This is a genomic window from Proteiniborus ethanoligenes (assembly GCF_900107485.1).
Taxonomy (GTDB): Bacteria; Bacillota; Clostridia; order Tissierellales; family Proteiniboraceae; genus Proteiniborus; species Proteiniborus ethanoligenes.
Genome location: NZ_FNQE01000005.1, coordinates 1,863 through 20,073, shown reverse-complemented (window position 1 = coordinate 20,073; position 18,211 = coordinate 1,863). Strand labels below are relative to the sequence as shown.

At 33.3% G+C, this 18,211-nt stretch carries 18 protein-coding genes; 16 read left to right on the top strand and 2 right to left on the bottom strand.

What is annotated here, in order from left to right; translation table 11 throughout:
• Nucleotides 1-69 precede the first annotated feature (69 nt).
• The 16 genes from BLV37_RS03185 to glpX all read left to right on the top strand — a co-directional run bounded on the left by BLV37_RS03185 (nucleotide 70) and on the right by glpX (nucleotide 17,029).
• A complete protein-coding gene (locus tag BLV37_RS03185; protein ID WP_176967843.1) occupies nucleotides 70-1,956 on the top strand; it encodes an S-layer homology domain-containing protein in 1,887 nt (628 codons plus the stop codon).
• A 159-nt stretch (nucleotides 1,957-2,115) separates the two neighbouring features.
• Entirely contained in the window at nucleotides 2,116-3,702 is a 1,587-nt protein-coding gene (locus BLV37_RS03180; RefSeq protein ID WP_091727178.1) for an S-layer homology domain-containing protein, read from the top strand.
• A 232-nt stretch (nucleotides 3,703-3,934) separates the two neighbouring features.
• Nucleotides 3,935-4,315 carry a response regulator gene (locus BLV37_RS03175; protein ID WP_176967842.1) on the top strand — a complete coding sequence of 127 codons (381 nt, stop codon included), beginning with the start codon at nucleotides 3,935-3,937 and terminating at the stop codon, nucleotides 4,313-4,315.
• 181 nt (nucleotides 4,316-4,496) lie between these two features.
• Nucleotides 4,497-4,886 (top strand): 3-aminobutyryl-CoA ammonia lyase, encoded by a 390-nt coding sequence (gene kal, locus BLV37_RS03170; protein WP_091727173.1) that lies wholly within the window; start codon nucleotides 4,497-4,499, stop codon nucleotides 4,884-4,886.
• 2 nt (nucleotides 4,887-4,888) lie between these two features.
• Nucleotides 4,889-5,701, top strand: coding sequence for a 3-keto-5-aminohexanoate cleavage enzyme (gene kce / locus BLV37_RS03165; protein WP_091727171.1), 813 nt, complete (start codon nucleotides 4,889-4,891; stop codon nucleotides 5,699-5,701).
• A gap of 191 nt (nucleotides 5,702-5,892) precedes the next feature.
• On the top strand, nucleotides 5,893-6,552 hold the full coding sequence (locus BLV37_RS03160) for a hypothetical protein (protein WP_091727168.1): 660 nt from the start codon (nucleotides 5,893-5,895) through the stop codon (nucleotides 6,550-6,552).
• A 61-nt stretch (nucleotides 6,553-6,613) separates the two neighbouring features.
• Entirely contained in the window at nucleotides 6,614-7,465 is an 852-nt protein-coding gene (locus BLV37_RS03155; protein WP_091727167.1) for a class II fructose-1,6-bisphosphate aldolase, read from the top strand.
• A gap of 298 nt (nucleotides 7,466-7,763) precedes the next feature.
• Complete coding sequence (fsa, locus tag BLV37_RS03150; RefSeq protein WP_091727148.1) at nucleotides 7,764-8,408, top strand: fructose-6-phosphate aldolase; 645 nt, start codon at nucleotides 7,764-7,766, stop codon at nucleotides 8,406-8,408.
• 230 nt (nucleotides 8,409-8,638) lie between these two features.
• A complete protein-coding gene (locus tag BLV37_RS03145; RefSeq protein WP_091727145.1) occupies nucleotides 8,639-9,619 on the top strand; it encodes a LacI family DNA-binding transcriptional regulator in 981 nt (326 codons plus the stop codon).
• 46 nt (nucleotides 9,620-9,665) lie between these two features.
• Nucleotides 9,666-10,589, top strand: coding sequence for a nucleoside hydrolase (locus tag BLV37_RS03140; RefSeq protein WP_091727142.1), 924 nt, complete (start codon nucleotides 9,666-9,668; stop codon nucleotides 10,587-10,589).
• 59 nt (nucleotides 10,590-10,648) lie between these two features.
• Nucleotides 10,649-11,482 (top strand): ABC transporter permease, encoded by an 834-nt coding sequence (locus BLV37_RS03135; RefSeq protein WP_342026586.1) that lies wholly within the window; start codon nucleotides 10,649-10,651, stop codon nucleotides 11,480-11,482.
• A gap of 5 nt (nucleotides 11,483-11,487) precedes the next feature.
• Nucleotides 11,488-12,273, top strand: a complete 786-nt coding sequence (locus BLV37_RS03130) for an ABC transporter permease (protein WP_091727138.1) — start codon at nucleotides 11,488-11,490, stop codon at nucleotides 12,271-12,273.
• Nucleotides 12,274-12,291: 18 nt separating this feature from the next.
• A complete protein-coding gene (locus BLV37_RS03125) occupies nucleotides 12,292-13,353 on the top strand; it encodes an ABC transporter ATP-binding protein (protein ID WP_091727135.1) in 1,062 nt (353 codons plus the stop codon).
• Nucleotides 13,354-13,374: 21 nt separating this feature from the next.
• Nucleotides 13,375-14,484 (top strand): ABC transporter substrate-binding protein, encoded by a 1,110-nt coding sequence (locus BLV37_RS03120; RefSeq protein WP_091727133.1) that lies wholly within the window; start codon nucleotides 13,375-13,377, stop codon nucleotides 14,482-14,484.
• 141 nt (nucleotides 14,485-14,625) lie between these two features.
• Nucleotides 14,626-15,930, top strand: a complete 1,305-nt coding sequence (locus BLV37_RS03115; RefSeq protein WP_091727130.1) for an amidohydrolase — start codon at nucleotides 14,626-14,628, stop codon at nucleotides 15,928-15,930.
• Nucleotides 15,931-16,057: 127 nt separating this feature from the next.
• Nucleotides 16,058-17,029: a class II fructose-bisphosphatase gene (gene glpX / locus BLV37_RS03110; protein WP_091727129.1), complete on the top strand. Its 972-nt coding sequence runs from the start codon at nucleotides 16,058-16,060 to the stop codon at nucleotides 17,027-17,029.
• A 72-nt stretch (nucleotides 17,030-17,101) separates the two neighbouring features.
• Here the strand turns inward: glpX and BLV37_RS03105 are convergent, their stop codons facing one another.
• Together BLV37_RS03105 and BLV37_RS03100 are read right to left on the bottom strand one after the other, a co-directional pair.
• Nucleotides 17,102-17,767, bottom strand: coding sequence for a class D sortase (locus tag BLV37_RS03105; protein WP_091727126.1), 666 nt, complete (start codon nucleotides 17,765-17,767; stop codon nucleotides 17,102-17,104).
• Nucleotides 17,768-17,845: 78 nt separating this feature from the next.
• The coding region (locus BLV37_RS03100; RefSeq protein ID WP_143031477.1) for an LPXTG cell wall anchor domain-containing protein at nucleotides 17,846-18,211 on the bottom strand (366 nt) is incomplete at its 5' end.

Sequence of the window (18,211 nt, the reverse complement as noted above, 5' to 3'; positions counted from 1 at the left end):
TTACAGCTTATTTACAGAATATATTACTATATTAATTTAGAAAAGGGGGCAACTAATATAATGTTTTCTATGAGTAAAAGACACTTAAAAAGATTTTCTCTTATATTAGCTTTGGTTTTCGTATTTTCTGGTACTGTAGCATATGCAGCGACCTTTAAGGATGTATCTAGTACCCATTGGGCGAAGGAGTACATAGATAAAGTTAGCAAGGCTGGATTAATATTAGGAGATAATGAAGGTAATTTTAGACCTAAAGCCAATGTTACAAAATTAGAAGCTGCTATTATGCTAGCTAGAATGATGGGCATGGATGCAACAAAAACTGCAAAAGCCAAACAAGAATATCAGGCTTTTTTAACTCAAAATAATATTCCAACATGGGCTCAAGATGGAGTTGCAGTAGCATTAGCTGCTAAGGTAGTAACTCAAGATGAAGTAAAAGGCTTTTATGTAAATGGACAACCTGCAGTTGCTCAAAAAGTAGATATAACTAGATATCTAACTAAAGCTATGGGATTAGAAGAAGAAGCTAAAAAAACTACTATTGTAAGGCTTTCATTTAAGGATGCAGAAAGCATAGGTTCAGAAGACACTAGATATGTAGATATGATGATAAAGAAGGGTATAATTGACCCTAATGGAGACGAACAAGGAAAATTCAACCCTAGTTCTCTTGTGACTAGAGACGTTATGGCAAAGATGCTATCCGTAGGCTATGATTATATGGTAGCGAATCTTTTATTAAATAGACCTTTCCCTGGTGACACAGTTGCAGTTAAAACTCAAACTATAACAGGAACTATTTCTAGTATATTAAGAACTAATAGTGAAGTATACATAACTATAGAGGACAGAATAGGTCAAAGAAGCACATATATAGTAAATAGCAATTCAGATGTTAAACTAGATAACAATAAAATCTTATATACTGAGCTTATTGAGGGATTAAAATTTGAAGCTAAGGTTACAGAGGATTATAAGGTTGTATCCTTATATGCAGAAGGTATAAATGAGGAATACAAAGGCATAGTGAAGTCGGTTATTCAGACAAGTCCTCAAATGCTTACTATAGAATATACTACTAATGAAAGCACAAAAACAACTGCAAGAAAATCCTTCTCTATTGATTCTAATGTGGATATAACCTTAGATGGGAAATCAGCTTTTCTTAGAGAAATCAAAGAAGGAGATAATGCTGAGATTAAAGTAATCAATAGTAAGATAACTAGAATAAAGGCTGAAAGCAGATATTTAAAGCTTACAGGAACAATTAAGGACATTAAGTTAGCTTCAAGTGATTATTATTTAGTTATTGAAGACAAAGATGAAAAAACATTTGAATATCCTATGGATAAATATGTTTCAGTTTATAGGAATAAAAGCAAAGCAAAAGTTATAGATTTAAGAAAAGGTGATAATGTAACTATAGATATCGAATATGGAGTAATTACTGATATAGAGGCTAAGATAGTTAAGAAAGAAGGAGAAGGCTCTGTAGTATCTATATTACATGCAAAAAAACCAGAGATAACAATTATAAATAATAAGGGTGAAAAAGAAACTTACTTTATCGGATTAGGTGCTACTATAAGACTAGATAAAGAAAGAGCAGAGCTATACGATATAAGAGAAGGCTACTTTATAGAATATACTGCAGAAGGAGATGAAATAACATCACTTTATGCATTGACTAGACAAAGAAACAATATATATATAGGCAACATAAAGGCTATAACTACTAGACATAGCATGATTACAGTAATGCTTTATGATGTTTACAATAATACAAGTGAAGAGAAAACAATATTCTACACATCAGATACTACATTTATGAACTTATATGGAAGTACAGTACGTGAAAGCTCTTTAGATGTAGGAGATGAAATAATCATAATAGCTAACTATAATGATACATTTATAGAAGCTATAAGTATAATAGTTCCATATAAAAAATAATATAGTGGATTAACAGAGGCAAGGACATAAAGTCCTTGCTTTTATTTGCGTGCAAAACTCTTCTTATACTCTTGTAATACAAATGTAATATTTCTACCCTAAAATAATACTCCAGCTTCCCGAATATATATTACAAACAAATATAAGGAGGTAAATACTATGAGAAAACTAATATCAATTACATTGGCACTTGTATTAGTGCTTGGCATAGGTATGACATCTGTTAATGCAAATGGTTGGGGAAACGGGAGTGTGCCCCCAGGATTAGCAAAAAAAATATTTAATGATACAGATGCATATAAATGGGCTGAAAAATATATTGAAAAGCTATACCAAAAGGGACTTATATTTGGTATAGGAGATGATAACTTTGCTCCACAAGCTTCTGTTACAAAGATTGAAGCTATTATTATGGCACTAAGAGTAATGGGATGGGAAGATGAAGCTAAGGAAATAACTCAGCTTCCAAAGAATTATAAGGGAGACAAAGTAGCTAGCTGGGCTACTGGTTATGTAACACTTGCATATGATAAAGGAATACTTGATGATGTGGATATGATGTATTTTAAGCCTACAGATCCTGCATTAAGACATGAGGTAGCAAAATATGTTATAAGAGCACTAGGCTATGAAAAGGAAGCTCAAAAGAATATGAAGAAGGATTTACCTTTTGTTGATGCTCTTGCAGTACCACAGGGCTCAGTAGGATATGTGTACCTTGCAAATGAATTTGAACTAATGCAAGGAGACAACCAAAAGAGATTTAATCCAATGGGAACTATGACTAGAGCAGAGATGGCAGTTCTTTTCTCAAGATTAGATGATAAGGTAGATATAGGAAAAGATGGAACTGTATCAGGAGAAGTAAATAGAATATATAATGATAGAATTCTAATCAAAGTAAAGGACAAAGTAGAAAGCTTTGATTTAGATAGTAGAGTAAGAGTATATGAAAATAATAAAAGAATAGATATTGATGATATTAAAATAGGCTCAAAGGTAATAATAGAAATCCTAGATGGTAAGGTAGTGTTTATTGAAGTAGTAGATAAAATAGAAGATGACAAAATAATCACTAGGTACTATGGTGTTGTAAAAGAAGTAAGTAAAACAAAGCCATATAAGCTTGCAATACAGGTGGAGACTATGGTAATAGGCTTTGAAGTAGTAGATGATGTAGAAGTAAGCTTTACAGACGGAAAAGGTAGCTTTGAAGATATTAAAAATGGAGATGAAGTGACTGTAGTAGTTGACAAAAGAAATAGAGCTATTAAAATTGAGGTTGACAGAAAATATGTAAAGCCAATTGAAAAGGTTAAAGGAAACATAACAAAAATAGAATTAAACAGAAGATATAATGAAATCACCATAGACAAAAAAACATATGACCTAGCTGCAGATGCAAAAGTAAAAATAGACGGAAAAAATAAAGAAATAAAAGATTTGTCTGTAGGTATGTATGTTGAAGTAGAGCTTGAAAATGGTGTAGTAGTGTATGTAGAAGCTAAGAATGTAAAAAAAGAAATTGAAGGAAGCATAGCAGAAATAATAAAAGGCAATAAAGATACTACCCTAAAAATAAAAGAAGAAGACACTGGTAAAATATACACTTTTTTAGTCCATCAAGATGTTAAGATAGAAATAGACGACATGAGAAATCCTACGATAAGAGATTTAAGAGTTGGAGATGAAGGTGAATTTAAGATAGTAAATGATATAATAGTAGAAATAGAAATTGAAGATTAATTATTGAATAGGTATAAAGAAGGGCAAGGGCATAGGCACCTTGTCCTATTTTTTTTTGTGCAAAATGATAATTGGAAAAGAGAACTGAAATATAGCTAATAGCCTTATATCCAATCAGTATTTGTCATATGCAGGCGAAAGGTTTTTCGTAAAAAAACATATGTTTTGCAGGGATTTAATTACAATAGTTGAATATATATAAATGATTAAAGCTATCTGGGGGGGTACTTTAATGAAAACAAGGGTGTTGTGTGTAGATGATCAGTATGGAATCAGACTATTATTAAAAGAAATTCTAAAGAGTGACTATGACGTGATGGCAGTAGAAACAGGAGAGGAGGCTATAGAGAATATGCGGGTATTTGACCCGCAAGTAGTCATATTAGACATGAAGCTACAAAAAATGAAGGGGACGGAGCTATTAGAGGCAATTAGACAGATTAAATGTAATATTCATACTATAATGATGACAGGATATCAGGATTGTGACGTGCTTGGAGAAATTAAGCGTTATAATCCAGAAAAAATAATCATGAAGCCTTTTGACGTTGAACAAATTATAAGTAGTGTCAATGAACTCATTAATAATAATTATAAAGTATTAGTTAGCTAGTAGATAATCATAACAATGTTAGTTGTTAGCTCTTAGCTCTTAGCTAACGACTAACAACTAACAAGTCTTGATGAAGGACTTCTTTTTTTTGTAATAATCTTCACAATTCCTTAACAAATTGCTAAATTATACTAATTTCTTGTATAATGTATTTGAGGGAAATTATCAGGAGGGATATATTATGAAGTCAATGATTAGAGTGAGAATGAGCATGCAGGATGCACATTATGGTGGCAATCTTGTAGATGGAGCTAAGATGCTTCAGCTGTTTGGAGACGTGGCAACAGAACTTTTGATAAGACAGGATGGAGATGAAGGACTATTTGTAGCCTATGAAAGCGTTGAGTTTAAAGCACCTGTATATGCAGGAGATTTTATTGAAGCTGTAGGAGAAATAATCGAAACTGGAAATTCTTCTAGAAAAATGATATTTGAAGCTAGAAAGGTAATAGTACCTAGACCAGATATAAGTGACTCAGCATGTGATGTGTTAGATGAGCCAATAGTAGTATGCAAAGCAGCAGGAACCTGCGTAGTTCCTAAAAATAAACAAAGAAATAAGGGGGAATAGGGATGGATAAGCTAATAATAACTGCTGCTCTTACAGGAGCAGAGGTTACTAGAAAAGAACAGCCTAATTTACCTTTAACTCCAGATGAAATAGCACATGCTGCATATGAGGCTTATCTGGCAGGAGCATCCATGGTACACGTTCACGCTAGAGACAGTGAAGGAAATCCTACGCAAGATTATGAAGTATATAAAGAAATAAAGGAGAAAATTGAAGCTAAATGTCCTATAATATTTCAGCCTTCTACTGGTGGTGCAGTATGGCATTCACCTGAGGAAAGACTTCAACCTGTAGACTTAAAGCCTGAGATGGCAACACTTAGCTGTGGAACCTGTAATTTTGGTCCAGATGTATTCATGAACAGTGAGGAATACATGGAAAAATTTGCAGCAAAAATGAAGGAGCTTGGAGTTAAGCCAGAGCTTGAAATATTTGAAAGAGGAATGATAAATAATGGCTTAAAGCTACTTAAAAAAGGCCTAATAGATATGCCACTACATTTTGATTTTGTACTTGGAGTTCCAGGCGCAATGACTGGTGAGCTTAGAGACCTTTTATATTTAGTTGAGAGTATACCAGCTGGTTCCACTTGGACTGTTGCGGGAATAGGTAGATTTGAGCTTCCTCTTGCTGTAGCTGCGATAACTCTCGGAGGGCATGTAAGAGTTGGATTTGAAGATAATGTTTACTACAGCAAAGGCGTACTTGCAAAGTCTAATGCAGAGCTAGTGGAAAGAATAGCAAGAATATCCAAGGAGCTTGGCAGAGAAGTAGCCACACCAGACGAAGCGAGAAAAATACTAAGCTTAAAATAATAAAAAATATATAAGATTCTTCACTGACGTTCAGAAAGACACCATCCCTGTCATCCTGAGCGAAGCGGAGGATCTTTTTTTAACTAACAACTAACACCCCGCCTAAAATATTTTATTTGCATAATAATTTTTAAAAAGAAGGAATTATTATTCGAATAGAGAATTAAAATATAGTAAGGAGGGTGGAGAAAATGTTAATCAACACTAATATAGCTATTGCTGTAAGATGCAGTGTTTGTGGAACTCTTAAGGTTCATGAGACTTCTTTGTTTAAGCTTTTCAAAAACAAAAAAACAGAAATAATGTGCTCTTGCGGTCAGCATAATGCTATAATAAAGGCTAAGGATTTTAAGTCTTTATGGGTGGACATAGATTGTTTTGCATGTAGGGATAAACATACGTTTAAATATACATTAACACAGCTTTTAAAGGGTAACATAATTACTAGATGCATAGAAACAGGATTAAATATATGCTTTATAGTAAGTAATGGAGACATTGATGAGCTTATAGAAAAATACGAAATGAATCCAGAGCAGCTTTATAAAGAGCTTGGCTTTCTAGAGTATTTTCTTAACTCTGAAATAATGATGCAATCTCTTGAAAGAATTAGAGAATTAGATACTGAAGGTCTTCTAGGCTGCAGCTGTGGTGCTAATAACATTGAAATGAATCTATTCCCAGATAGAATAGAGCTTAAATGTATGAGCTGCCAAGGGATAAAGCTAATATATGCAGAATATGAAGAGGATTATCAAAATCTTATTTCTAAGAAAGAAATAATAATTCATGAGAGCAGCTTTGAATGTATAGATGCTATAAATCAAAGCAAAGATACAAAAAACAAATAAACAAATAGTAGGACTGGTTTTGCACCAGTCCCGTCATATAATCTAAAGGAGGCAATATTAAATGTTAGTATCAGGCAAAGAAGTGCTACAGCACGCTCATAAAAATGGATATGCAGTAGGTGCATTTAATGTAAATAATATGGAAATAGTCCAAGCAATAGTCCAAGCTGCTGAGGAAACAAATTCGCCAGTTATTCTTCAGGCTAGTCAGGGAGGATTAAAATATGCAGGAGTAGAGTATATAGCTAAAATGGCTCAAATAGCGGCATATAACACAAAGGTTCCAGTAGTGATTCACTTGGATCATGGAACAGATTTTGTTCAAATAATGCAATGTATTAGACATGGATTTACATCAGTGATGATAGACGGCTCTAAGCATCCCCTAGATGAAAATATTAGATTAACTAATAAAATTATAGAGCTAGCACATGCTGTAGGAGTATCTGTAGAGGCTGAGTTAGGTAAAATAGGCGGTACAGAAGATGATATAACTGTAGCAGATAGAGATGCTACATTTACAGATGTAGAGGAAGCAGATAGATTTGTTAGAGAAACGGGAGTAGACTCCTTAGCTATAGCTATAGGAACTGCTCATGGTCTATACAAAGGAGAACCAAAGCTAGACTTTGATAGATTGAAGGCTTTAAAGGAAAGGCTTAATATACCTTTAGTGCTTCATGGTTCATCAGGAGTACCAGAGGAAAGCATTAAAAAAGCAGTAAGCCTTGGAGTTAATAAGATAAATATAGATACAGATATTAGAATGGCATTTTCTAATGCTGTAAAAGAAGTTGTAAGAAACAAGCCTAATGAATATGACCCTAGAAAGCTATTAGACCCAGCTAGAGAAGCAATGAAAAATATAATTATTGAAAAAATGATCATGTTTGGCTCAGCAGGAAGAGCGTAATTAACGATAGTGTAACGATAGTTTAACGATAGTGTAGCGGTAGTTTAACGATAGTGTAACGGTAGTTTAACGATAGTGTAACGATAGTTTAACGATAGTGTAACGATTGTTTAACTACTGTTTAACTACTGTTTAACTACTGTTTAACTACTGTTCAACTACTGTTTAACTACTGTTTAACTACTGTTTAACTACTGTTTAACTACTGTTTAACTACTGTTTAACTACTGTTCAATTACTAAGAACTAACAACTAACAACTAACAACTAACAACTAGCAACTAAAAAGAGGTGAATTAATGAAGCTTTTTATTGATACAGCTAATATAGAAGAAATAAAAGAAATAAACGACTGGGGAGTAATCTGTGGAGTTACTACAAACCCATCACTTATAGCCAAGGAAGGTAGAGATTTTAAAGAGGTTATACATGAAATAGTCAGTATAGTAGACGGTCCTATTAGTGCAGAGGTAATTAGCCTAAATGCAGATGGAATGGTTGAGGAAGCTTTAGAGCTAGCTCAAATTCATAAAAATATAGTTATTAAAATTCCAATGACAAAAGATGGCCTAAAGGCAGTAAGCATCCTAAATAAAAAAGGAATTAAAACAAATGTAACTCTCATCTTTTCCGCAAGTCAAGCACTTCTTGCTGCAAGGGCTGGTGCTACATATGTTAGTCCTTTTGTAGGAAGAATGGATGATATAAGCAATGAAGGCATAGATATTATAGAGGATATAGTAGATATCTTCGATTTACATGGAATAGGTACTGAAATCATATCAGCAAGTATTAGACACCCAATGCATGTTATCGACTCTGCAAAGGCAGGAGCTCACATAGCTACAATACCCTACAACGTATTTCAAACTATGGTAAAACATCCTATGACAGATTTAGGCATTGAAAGATTTTTGAAGGATTGGGAAGGTGTACCTAAGTAAATTTTAAACAATTTTATAAATGTAATCTTAAAAGAGAAAATCAAGCCCTTAAGGGATGCGTTTCTCTTTTTTTTGCCCAAAAATAAAGAATTGCAGGTTATAAAAAAGTAGAAATGATAAAAATATAACTATAATTATATATTGATAAAACAGATGAAAATGTTATACTATAATTAGTTAAACGATTACCTAAAGTAGTATGCTAAAAAATAATAAGGAAAGTGTTCATTATGAGTATTTTGAAAATAGCTAGACTTGCAGGAGTATCAACGGCTACTGTTTCTAAGATTTTAAATGGAAAGGATCAAGCTATAAGCGAAGCTACAAGACAAAGAGTCTTAGAAATTGTAGAGAGGGAAAAATATGTTCCCAATGCCATAGCTAAAAGTCTTAAAATAAAGCATACAAAAACTATTGGACTTATTATACCTGATGTAATGAATTTGTTTTTTAGTGAACTAGCTAAGGGAGTAGAAGATTCAGCTGACAAGGTTGGATATTCACTTATACTTTGTAATACGGATAATAATCCAGATAAGGAGAAAAAATATTTACAGGTATTGCAGGCTAAAATGGTAGATGGAATTATTATTACCGCTGTAGAAAACAAAAACGATACTAATTTAATGAACTGTATAGCACCGGTTGTATTGCTTGATAGAGATATACAAACAGAAAAGCCTGTTGGCAGAATAAAGATAGATAATGAAAAATGTATTTATGATGCTGTCAATCACCTGTATAAAAAGGGCTGCAGGAATATAGGCTTTATTTCCTCTAAAACAGTTAATACCTTATCTCATGAACGCTTGAAAGGTTACAAAAAAGCATTAGGAGAAAATAATATTCCATATAATGAAGACAATGTATATCTTGGAGAATATTCAATTGATACTGGATATATGGGAGCCTTGAAGATACTCGAAAAGGGTAAAATAGATGGAATTTGCTGTGGCAATGATTTAATTGCTATTGGAGTCATGAGAGCCTTAAAGGGGAAAAATATTAGTATTCCTGAGGATATAAAGGTAATTGGTCTTGACGACATATTTATTAGCTGCTATATGGACCCTCCTTTAACAACTATAAAACAGCCAATATATGATATGGGACATGAAGCAGTTAATTTATTAATAGATATGATTGAAAAAAGAGAAACTAAACTATTAAGAGTATTGAATCATAGTTTAGTTGAAAGAATGAGCACCTAGGGAAACTTGATAAATTTAGATATTTAAATAGCGGAGAGGTGATAAAATGAAGCAGGTTATAATTGATGTAGATACGGGAATAGATGATGCACTAGCTTTAATCCTTGCTATTAACAGTGGAAAATTTGATATAAAAGGGATTACTACGGTTTGCGGCAATATTCCAGTAGAACTAGCTACAGAGAATACCCTTAAGGTGTTAAAGCTATTAAAGCGTGATGATATAGAAGTATATGAAGGCTGTAGCTATCCCATAGCTAGAGAAATAATTTTTAAAGAGTCAGTACATGGAGAAAATGGTTTAGCTGGCGAACTAAAGGATATAAATATAAAGAAAAAGAATGAAAAGCATGGGGTAGACTTTATAATAGATGAAATAAATAGTCATCCTGGTGAAATATCAATGATAATGCTAGCTCCTCTTACAAACCTAGCAATGGCCTTTAAAAAAGCTCCAGAGATAATAGCTAAAATAAAAGAGCTTTATATTATGGGGGGAGTGGTAGATGGACGTGGAAATGAAAGCCCTGTTGCTGAATTTAACTTCTATACTGACCCAGAAAGTGCTTATGAAGTATTGAACAGTGGAGTGCCTATAAAATTAATAGGGCTGGATGTGACCAGAAAAGCTCCATTATTTGAATCAGACCTAGACAATATTGTAAACAACTCAGATGTAACTAATTTTGTTAAGAATATTACTAATCATTATATAGATAGAGCTTCAATAGGCAAGGATGTTAGAAGATGCTTACTCCATGATCCTCTTGCTGTAGCAGTGGCCATGGACGAGAGCATTGTTGAGATGAAGGATTATTTTGTAGATGTGGAATACTCTAGCAGATTGTCTGATGGACAGAGCATATGTGACTTTAATAATAGATATGGGAAAAAGCCTAATGTTAGAGTGGCTTTAGAATTAGATAGAGATAAATTTATGAAAATGTTTTTAAAGAGTATTATTGGATAACATTACAGAAATAGCTTTAAAACATAAAATACTCGGAGAGTTAAAGCTTAAAGGAAAGGATGGTTAAAGTGAAGAAATATTCGTTTTATTTGCTTCTAGCTCCAGGATTTCTTTTTTTACTAGTTTTTGCGATACTTCCATTAGTCATGCTGATTTCTGGTTCCTTTGCTAGTGAAGGAAGCTTCACACTAAGCAGATATATTGAGTTCTTTAAGGATGATTACTATATTACTATTTTACTAAGAACTTTAAAGCTAGCATTGATATCAACTGTAATATCTGCAGTTTTAGGATTTCCAACGGCCTATTATATTAGCAAGACTAATGTAAATAAAAGAGGCTTATATATTGCTTTATCAGTGTTTCCTATGCTGACAAGTCCTGTAGTAAGGTCATTTAGCTGGATGGTTATACTAGGGAAATATGGCATAGTAAACAATCTATTGATAAAGATAGGTCTTATAAGGGAGCCTTTATCATTGCTATATAATGAATTTTCAATAGTAGTTGGATTTGTATATTTATTTATGCCATTGATGATATTATCCTTAGTAGGTGTACTTGAAAATATAGACAAGGACTTAATAATGGCTGCAGAGAGTTTGGGAGCTACAAGGTTTAAGGCATTTATGAAGGTGATTTTTCCACTAAGTGTACCTGGCTTAATAGTAGGTAGTGTACTAGTATTTACAGGAAGCTTAACAGCTTATACTACTCCCCAGCTACTAGGTGGTACAAAGTCAAGAGTTCTTGCAACGGTTATATATCAAAATGCTATGACACTATTTGACTGGGATACTGCTGCAGTTGTGGCTACTATAATGATTATTGTGACAATCTTAGTCAGCGGAATTATTAATTCCTTTGCAAGAAAGTTAAATTCTAGGGGGTGATGTCAGTGAATAAAAAAAGTAAAGGATTAAGTATATTTGCTTTTCTAGTGTATTTCTTTTTACTAGCACCTTTAGCAATCATCATTGCTACATCCTTTGGTCCTGACAAATCCTTAATCTTTCCTCCAAAAGGATTTTCATTAAAATGGATGATGAATATATTTAAAATAGAGATGTTTAGAAAAACCTTCTTAATCAGTATGCAGTTATCCGTCATAGGTACGATTATAGCTCTTATAATGGGTATACCTGCTGCTTATGCATTAAGCAGGTATAATTTTAAAGGTAAGAATTTTTTCAACAGCATATTTTTATCACCAGTTTTAATACCTGGAATAGTTCTTGGCTTTTCCTTGTTAAAATATTTAGTGATTTACAGCAAATTAAATGTTTATACAAGTTTATTGATTGGGCATGTGATTATTATAATTCCTTATATTATAAGGGTTATATCTTCTAGTCTTAGTACCTTTGATTATTCAATAGAAGAAGCCTCTATGAGCTTAGGAGCTAATAAAATAAAAACATTCTTTGTAGTTGTACTGCCTAATATTAGATCTGGTGTAATTGCAGCATTTATTCTTGCTTTTATTAACTCATTTAATAATGTGCCTGTATCAGTATTTTTAACAGGACCAGGTGTAAGCACTTTACCTATTCAAATGCTTATTCATGTTGAGTATAACTTCGATCCCACTATTGCGGCGTTGTCAGTAGTTCTTATGCTTATGACTGCCATACTAATGTTTATTATAGAGAGAACTTTAGGATTAAGATATTTTGCAAAATAGATTTTTGGAGGTGAACAAATGTCACTAATTAATTTAGAAAAAGTAACTGTTGCATATGGCAATAATGTAATTTTAAAAGATTTAGATTTAAATGTGGAAAAAGGTGAGTTAGTATCACTTTTAGGTCCTAGTGGATGTGGCAAGACTACTACATTAAGGTTAATTGCTGGCTTTTTAGATTCACAAAAGGGAAGATTTTTATTTGATGGAAAAGATTATTCAAATATTCCTGTTCATAAGAGGAATTTTGGACTTGTTTTTCAAAGCTATGCACTATTTCCACATTTAAATGTGTTTGATAATGTAGCATTTGGATTAGGTCTTCGAAAGGTTGACAAAGCTGAAACCAAAAAGAGAGTTATGGAAATACTGAAAACTGTTGATTTGCTTGGCTTTGAGGAAAGGTTTCCAGCAGAGTTATCAGGTGGTCAAAGACAGAGAGTTGCCCTAGCAAGAGCTTTGGTTATTAAGCCAGACTTATTGTTGCTAGATGAGCCTTTAAGTAACCTAGATGCAAAATTAAGAGTTAAGATGAGAGTAGAAATAAGAAAAATACAACAGGAACTAGGTATAACAACTGTATATGTAACTCATGACCAAGAAGAGTGCTTTTCTATTTCAGATAAGGTAGCTATTATGAATGAGGGCATTATTGAGCAAATGGATGAGCCTTCAAAAATTTATAAATATCCAACTAGTGAATTTGTTGCTAGATTTGTAGGGTTTGAAAACTTCATAGATTTAAAAATGGTTTCTAAAAATGAAAATGTTTTAGAGTTAGAAGCAGACAATGGCTCTAGTTTTATTGTGGACAATTTAGATATATATAAAGATATCCAACCTTCAAAAGGTGCAATAAGGCCAGACGATTTAAAGATAAGCAGTTCAAAGGAAGAAAAAGAGAGCAATATGATAAACGGTCAAATATTGGTGAGAACTTTTTTAGGAAGAGATTATCAATATGAGATAGAAACAGAGCTTGGAAACTTTATTGTAAACCATGAAGCCCTAAAAATTTTTGAAGTGGGTGAAAGGGTAAGCATACACTTTCCAAAGGACAAAATTATTTTAGTTAAGTAATTAAAAAAAGGAGGATTTCAAATGAAGAAGATAAGCTTATTATTAGTTTTAGTTCTTGTATTGTCAATGTTTATGGTGGCATGTTCACCAGCAGGGGATAATAAGGGTGGTAACAACCCAGGAGAGAATACAGGAAGCAACACCGAATCAGGTAATACAGGTGCTCCTACAGAATTAGTTATTTCAACTTGGGGATTTAATGAAGACTTATTAAGAAAAAACATTTATGAGCCATTTGAAAAAGCTAACAATGTAAAGATTGTATTAGAAGTAGGTAACAATGCTGATAGACTTAACAAAATAAGACTAGGAAGCAGTAATGTAGATATTATTCAATTAGCAGAAGGATTTGCAATTCAAGCTATAGAAGAAGGCTTATTCGAAAAAATTGATCGTTCCAATATACCAAACATCCAAAACCTATATGATGTTGCAAAGGCACCATTTGGTGAAGAGTATGGTCCTGCATATACTGTAGGAAGATATGGCATTATGTATGATGAAGCTAAAGTAAGTAAGCCAATAGAATCTTGGGCAGACCTTTGGGACAGTTCTTTAGCAAAGCAAGTAATAATCCCTGATATTACAACAACAGCTGGTCCTTTTATGCCATTTATTGTAGGACAAATAGAAAATCTAGATGTTAAGACTGATATTGATGCTATTTTTAATAAAATTAAAGACCTAGATAATAACCTAGTTAAAATCTATTCTAAATCATCTGAGGTTGTAAATATGTTTAGTCAAGGGGAAGTATCTGCTGTTGCTGGGCAAGACTTTTCTTTTGGGCAAGTTAAAGATGCTGTTCCTACAGCAAAATGGGTAGATCCTAAAGAAGGCGCTTACGCTATAGTAAATACAATCAATATAGTTAAGGGTACTAAAAATAAAGAATTAGCAGAAAAGTTTATAGACTGGATTTTAAGCGAAGAAGTTCAAAAAGCTAATGCTATTGATAAGGTAGACTCACCAGCAAATAAAAACGTAGTTCTGACAGAAGAGGAAGCTAGTGGATTGACTTATGGTGCAGATGTTATTAACAAACTAATACTAGCTGATTGGAAATATATCCATAGTGTAAATAAAGAATGGATTGATAGATGGAATAAAGAAATTAGTAGTGGAAACTAATATTAAGGTAAGCACCTAGGTTGTTCTAGGTGCTTATTTCAATAAAAAGAAAGATTATTCACTATGTTCAGAACTACCCTAGGGACTGACGACCCTGTCAGTCCTAACAACTAACAACTAATCAAAGGAGGATAGAAAAACATGTTGATAAAAAACGTAACCGTACTAACTATGAATTCTAACAAGGACATAATAGAAAATGGTGTAGTTGTCTTTGATGATGACATTATTATAGATATTGGAGAGGAAAGTATAATAAAAAATTATCCTAACCATGAAGTTATAGATGGGAAAGAAGGCATATTAATACCTGGATTTATAAATGCACATACACATTGTTCTATGATAGCCTTTAGAAGCTTAGGAGATGATGTTCCCAATAGATTAAAGAGATATTTATTTCCTTTGGAAAAAATGCTTGTAGACAAAGAGATAGTAGCTCTTGGGTCAAAATACGGTATTTGTGAGATGGCTTTAGCAGGAGTAACTACCTTTGCAGACATGTACTATTTTGAAGATGAAGTTGCAAAATCAACTAAAGAAATTGGTTTAAGAGGTATACTTGGGGAGACTATAGTTGATTTTATAGCTCCTGATGCAAAAAAACCCTATGAGGGCTTAGAATACTGCAATTGGTTTATTGATAAATGGAAGGATGATAATTTAATTATTCCAGCAGTTGCTCCTCATGCACCATATAGTAGTGATACTTTGCATTTACAGAAAGCCTTTTATCTTGCTGAAGAAAAAGATGTGCCTATAATAATGCATATAGCCGAAATGGATTATGAAAGCGAAAAATATATGAATGAGTACAACTTAACTCCTGTTCAATATTTAGATAGTATAGGTGTATTAAATAGTAGAATGCTGGGAGCACATCTAATAAAGGTTAATGATGAAGACTTAGAAATATTAAAAAAGAGAGAAGTAGGTATTTCTCACAACATAGGCGCAAATGCTAAGGGAGCACATGGTGTTGCTCCAGCTTATAAAATGTATAATATGGGCTTAAAGCTTGGCTTGGGAACCGATGGTCCTATGAGTGGCAACACACTAGATATGTTCACCCAAATGGGACTAGTTGCAAAAATCCACAAACTAGTGAACAATGATAGAACGATTTTTTCAGCGGACCAGATATTAGAAATGGCTACAATAGGTGGAGCTAGAGCCTTAAACCTAGATAAGAAAATAGGCTCAATAGAAATTGGTAAGAAAGCAGATTTAGTCCTAGTAGAGACAGAATCAATTAATATGCAGCCAATCTATGACTATTATTCAGTTTTGGTATATTCAGCTAATTCAAGCAATGTTTCTACAGTAATTGTTGACGGCAAGATTATAGTAAAGGATAAAGCATTACTAACACAAGATTATAGAAGCTTGTCAAATGAGTTTAAGAAAATAAAAGATAGAGTAATGACTATTGCTAATACTCTGTAGAGAAAAGGGCATAGTAATATTTAGCTAATATCCTTTTATAATAAGTATTTATGATATACTCTTTGACAAATAAATATAGAATGGAATATACTATTTATATAAATAATAGGCTCAGGAGGTAACATATATGGACAGAAATCTTGCTTTGAACATAGTGAGAGTAACGGAAGCTGCGGCACTATCCTGCTCTAGATATTTAGGTAGGGGTGATAAAAATGCAGCAGATCAAGCCGCAGTAGATGGCATGAGAAAAATGTTTGATACCCTAAATATTGATGGTGTAGTAGTCATAGGTGAAGGAGAAATGGACGAGGCACCTATGCTATATATTGGAGAACAGCTAGGAAGATGTATAAATAACAGCTTAAAGGTAGACGTAGCAGTAGATCCTGTAGATGGAACTACTGCAGTAGCAAAGGGTTTACCAAATGCTATATCAGTAGTGGCTATGGCACCTAGAGGATGCCTACTTCATGCACCAGACATGTATATGGATAAAATAGCTGTAGGTCCACAAGCAGCAGGTAAAATCAATATAGATGCTCCTGTAGAGGAAAATCTAAAAGCTGTTGCACAGGCTTTAAATAAGGATATATCAGATTTAACCGTAACAATAATAGATAGACCAAGACATGCTGAACTAATAGAGAAGGTTAGAAAAGCAGGTGCCAGAATAAAGCTTTTCACAGATGGGGACGTTGCAGCAGCAATAGCAACCTGCTTTGAGCATGTTGGAGTAGATATACTCTTAGGTATAGGTGGAGCTCCAGAGGGTGTAATAGCAGCGGCTGCATTAAAATGCATGGGTGGAGAGTTTCAAGGTAAGCTATATCCTATGAACGATGAGGAAAGACGTAGATGTATGGATATGGGAATAGGAGATATAAATAAAATACTTACAATGGACGATTTAGTAAAGGGAAATGAAGTATTTTTTGCAGCTACAGGTATATCAGATGGAGAGCTATTGAAGGGAGTAGTATATCATCAAAATAATGTAGCCAAAACTCATTCTATGGTAGCCAGAATGGAAACTGGAACTATTAGATTTGTTGAGGCTATCCACAAGCTGGATAAAAAACCTGAATATGCTAAGTAAAAATTAACAGAGAAATGCAAGGAACTCCTGCCAATGGACTATGACCATAAAGGAGTTCCTTTTTTATTGCCCTTACTCAACCAACTCACCTTTTACTATTAGCCTTTGATTAGCTATGCGAATAGGGTGGCAGGTTACCAAGGTTATTAATTTTTTGTCCTCTTCATTATTTAATACCCATGTGTCCTGGGGGTTTACTATGAAGGTATCCATTACTTTATAGACGAATTTTTTGCTATTATGGATTATTTCTATAATATCTCCCTTTTCTATTTCATTTAATCTATTGAACATTCTGCCATAGGTATAGCTTCTATGGCCTGCTAAGGAATAGTTTCCTATATTTCCTGGGTCAATGTCCCCTCTAAAGCTTGCAGCTCCATATTTTAAATTTTTATCATTGACTCCTGAAAAAACAGGCAATTTCAAATTTATCTTTTCAATTTTTATAATAGTTTTCTCCTTATCTTGAGACTTAGCTTCATTGCTTTGAACTTCGGTGCTTGTTTCTGTAGGACTGTTATCATGAGTACTTAGGGAGTTATATATACTGTCAGAATCTATGGCCTCCTGGTTAAAGTCGTCTAATCTATAGTTTGCTTCTTCTAGAATTATCATTTCCATTTCTAAGGCTTTGAGAATCTGCTGACTTCTATAATCCTCGTACTTTTTTATAATATAAGGAGAAAGTATTATTAAAATGCCTAATAATATAATCAAATTAGATAATTTTTTCATCTTGGATCTCTTCCTTTATGAAAATTAGGTTTAAAATATCTGGATATTTCTATCCAGATATTTATGTGGACTATAAGTTTATCTAAATTTCTTTAAGAATATTCCTAGTGCTAGAACTAAGCTTCCGAAAATATATGCTAAATATGGAATACCTTCTCCAGTTTGTGGTAGAGTCTCAGGAGCACCTAGTGGAACAGGGTCATCTAAAATAATTATTTCCTCCTCTAATTCTTCTGATTCCAAAATCATTTCTTCTATTGACTCTTCAATTGTTTCAGGCTCAATAACTTCTTCAACAACTTCTGGCTCGCCTAGAGGAATTTCGTCATCTTCTATAATTATTATTTCATCTTCTGGTTGTTCGTCAACAGGTTCTTCATCTCCTGGCTCTTCATCTCCCGGTTCTTCATCTCCCGGTTCTTCATCTCCCGGTTCTTCATCTCC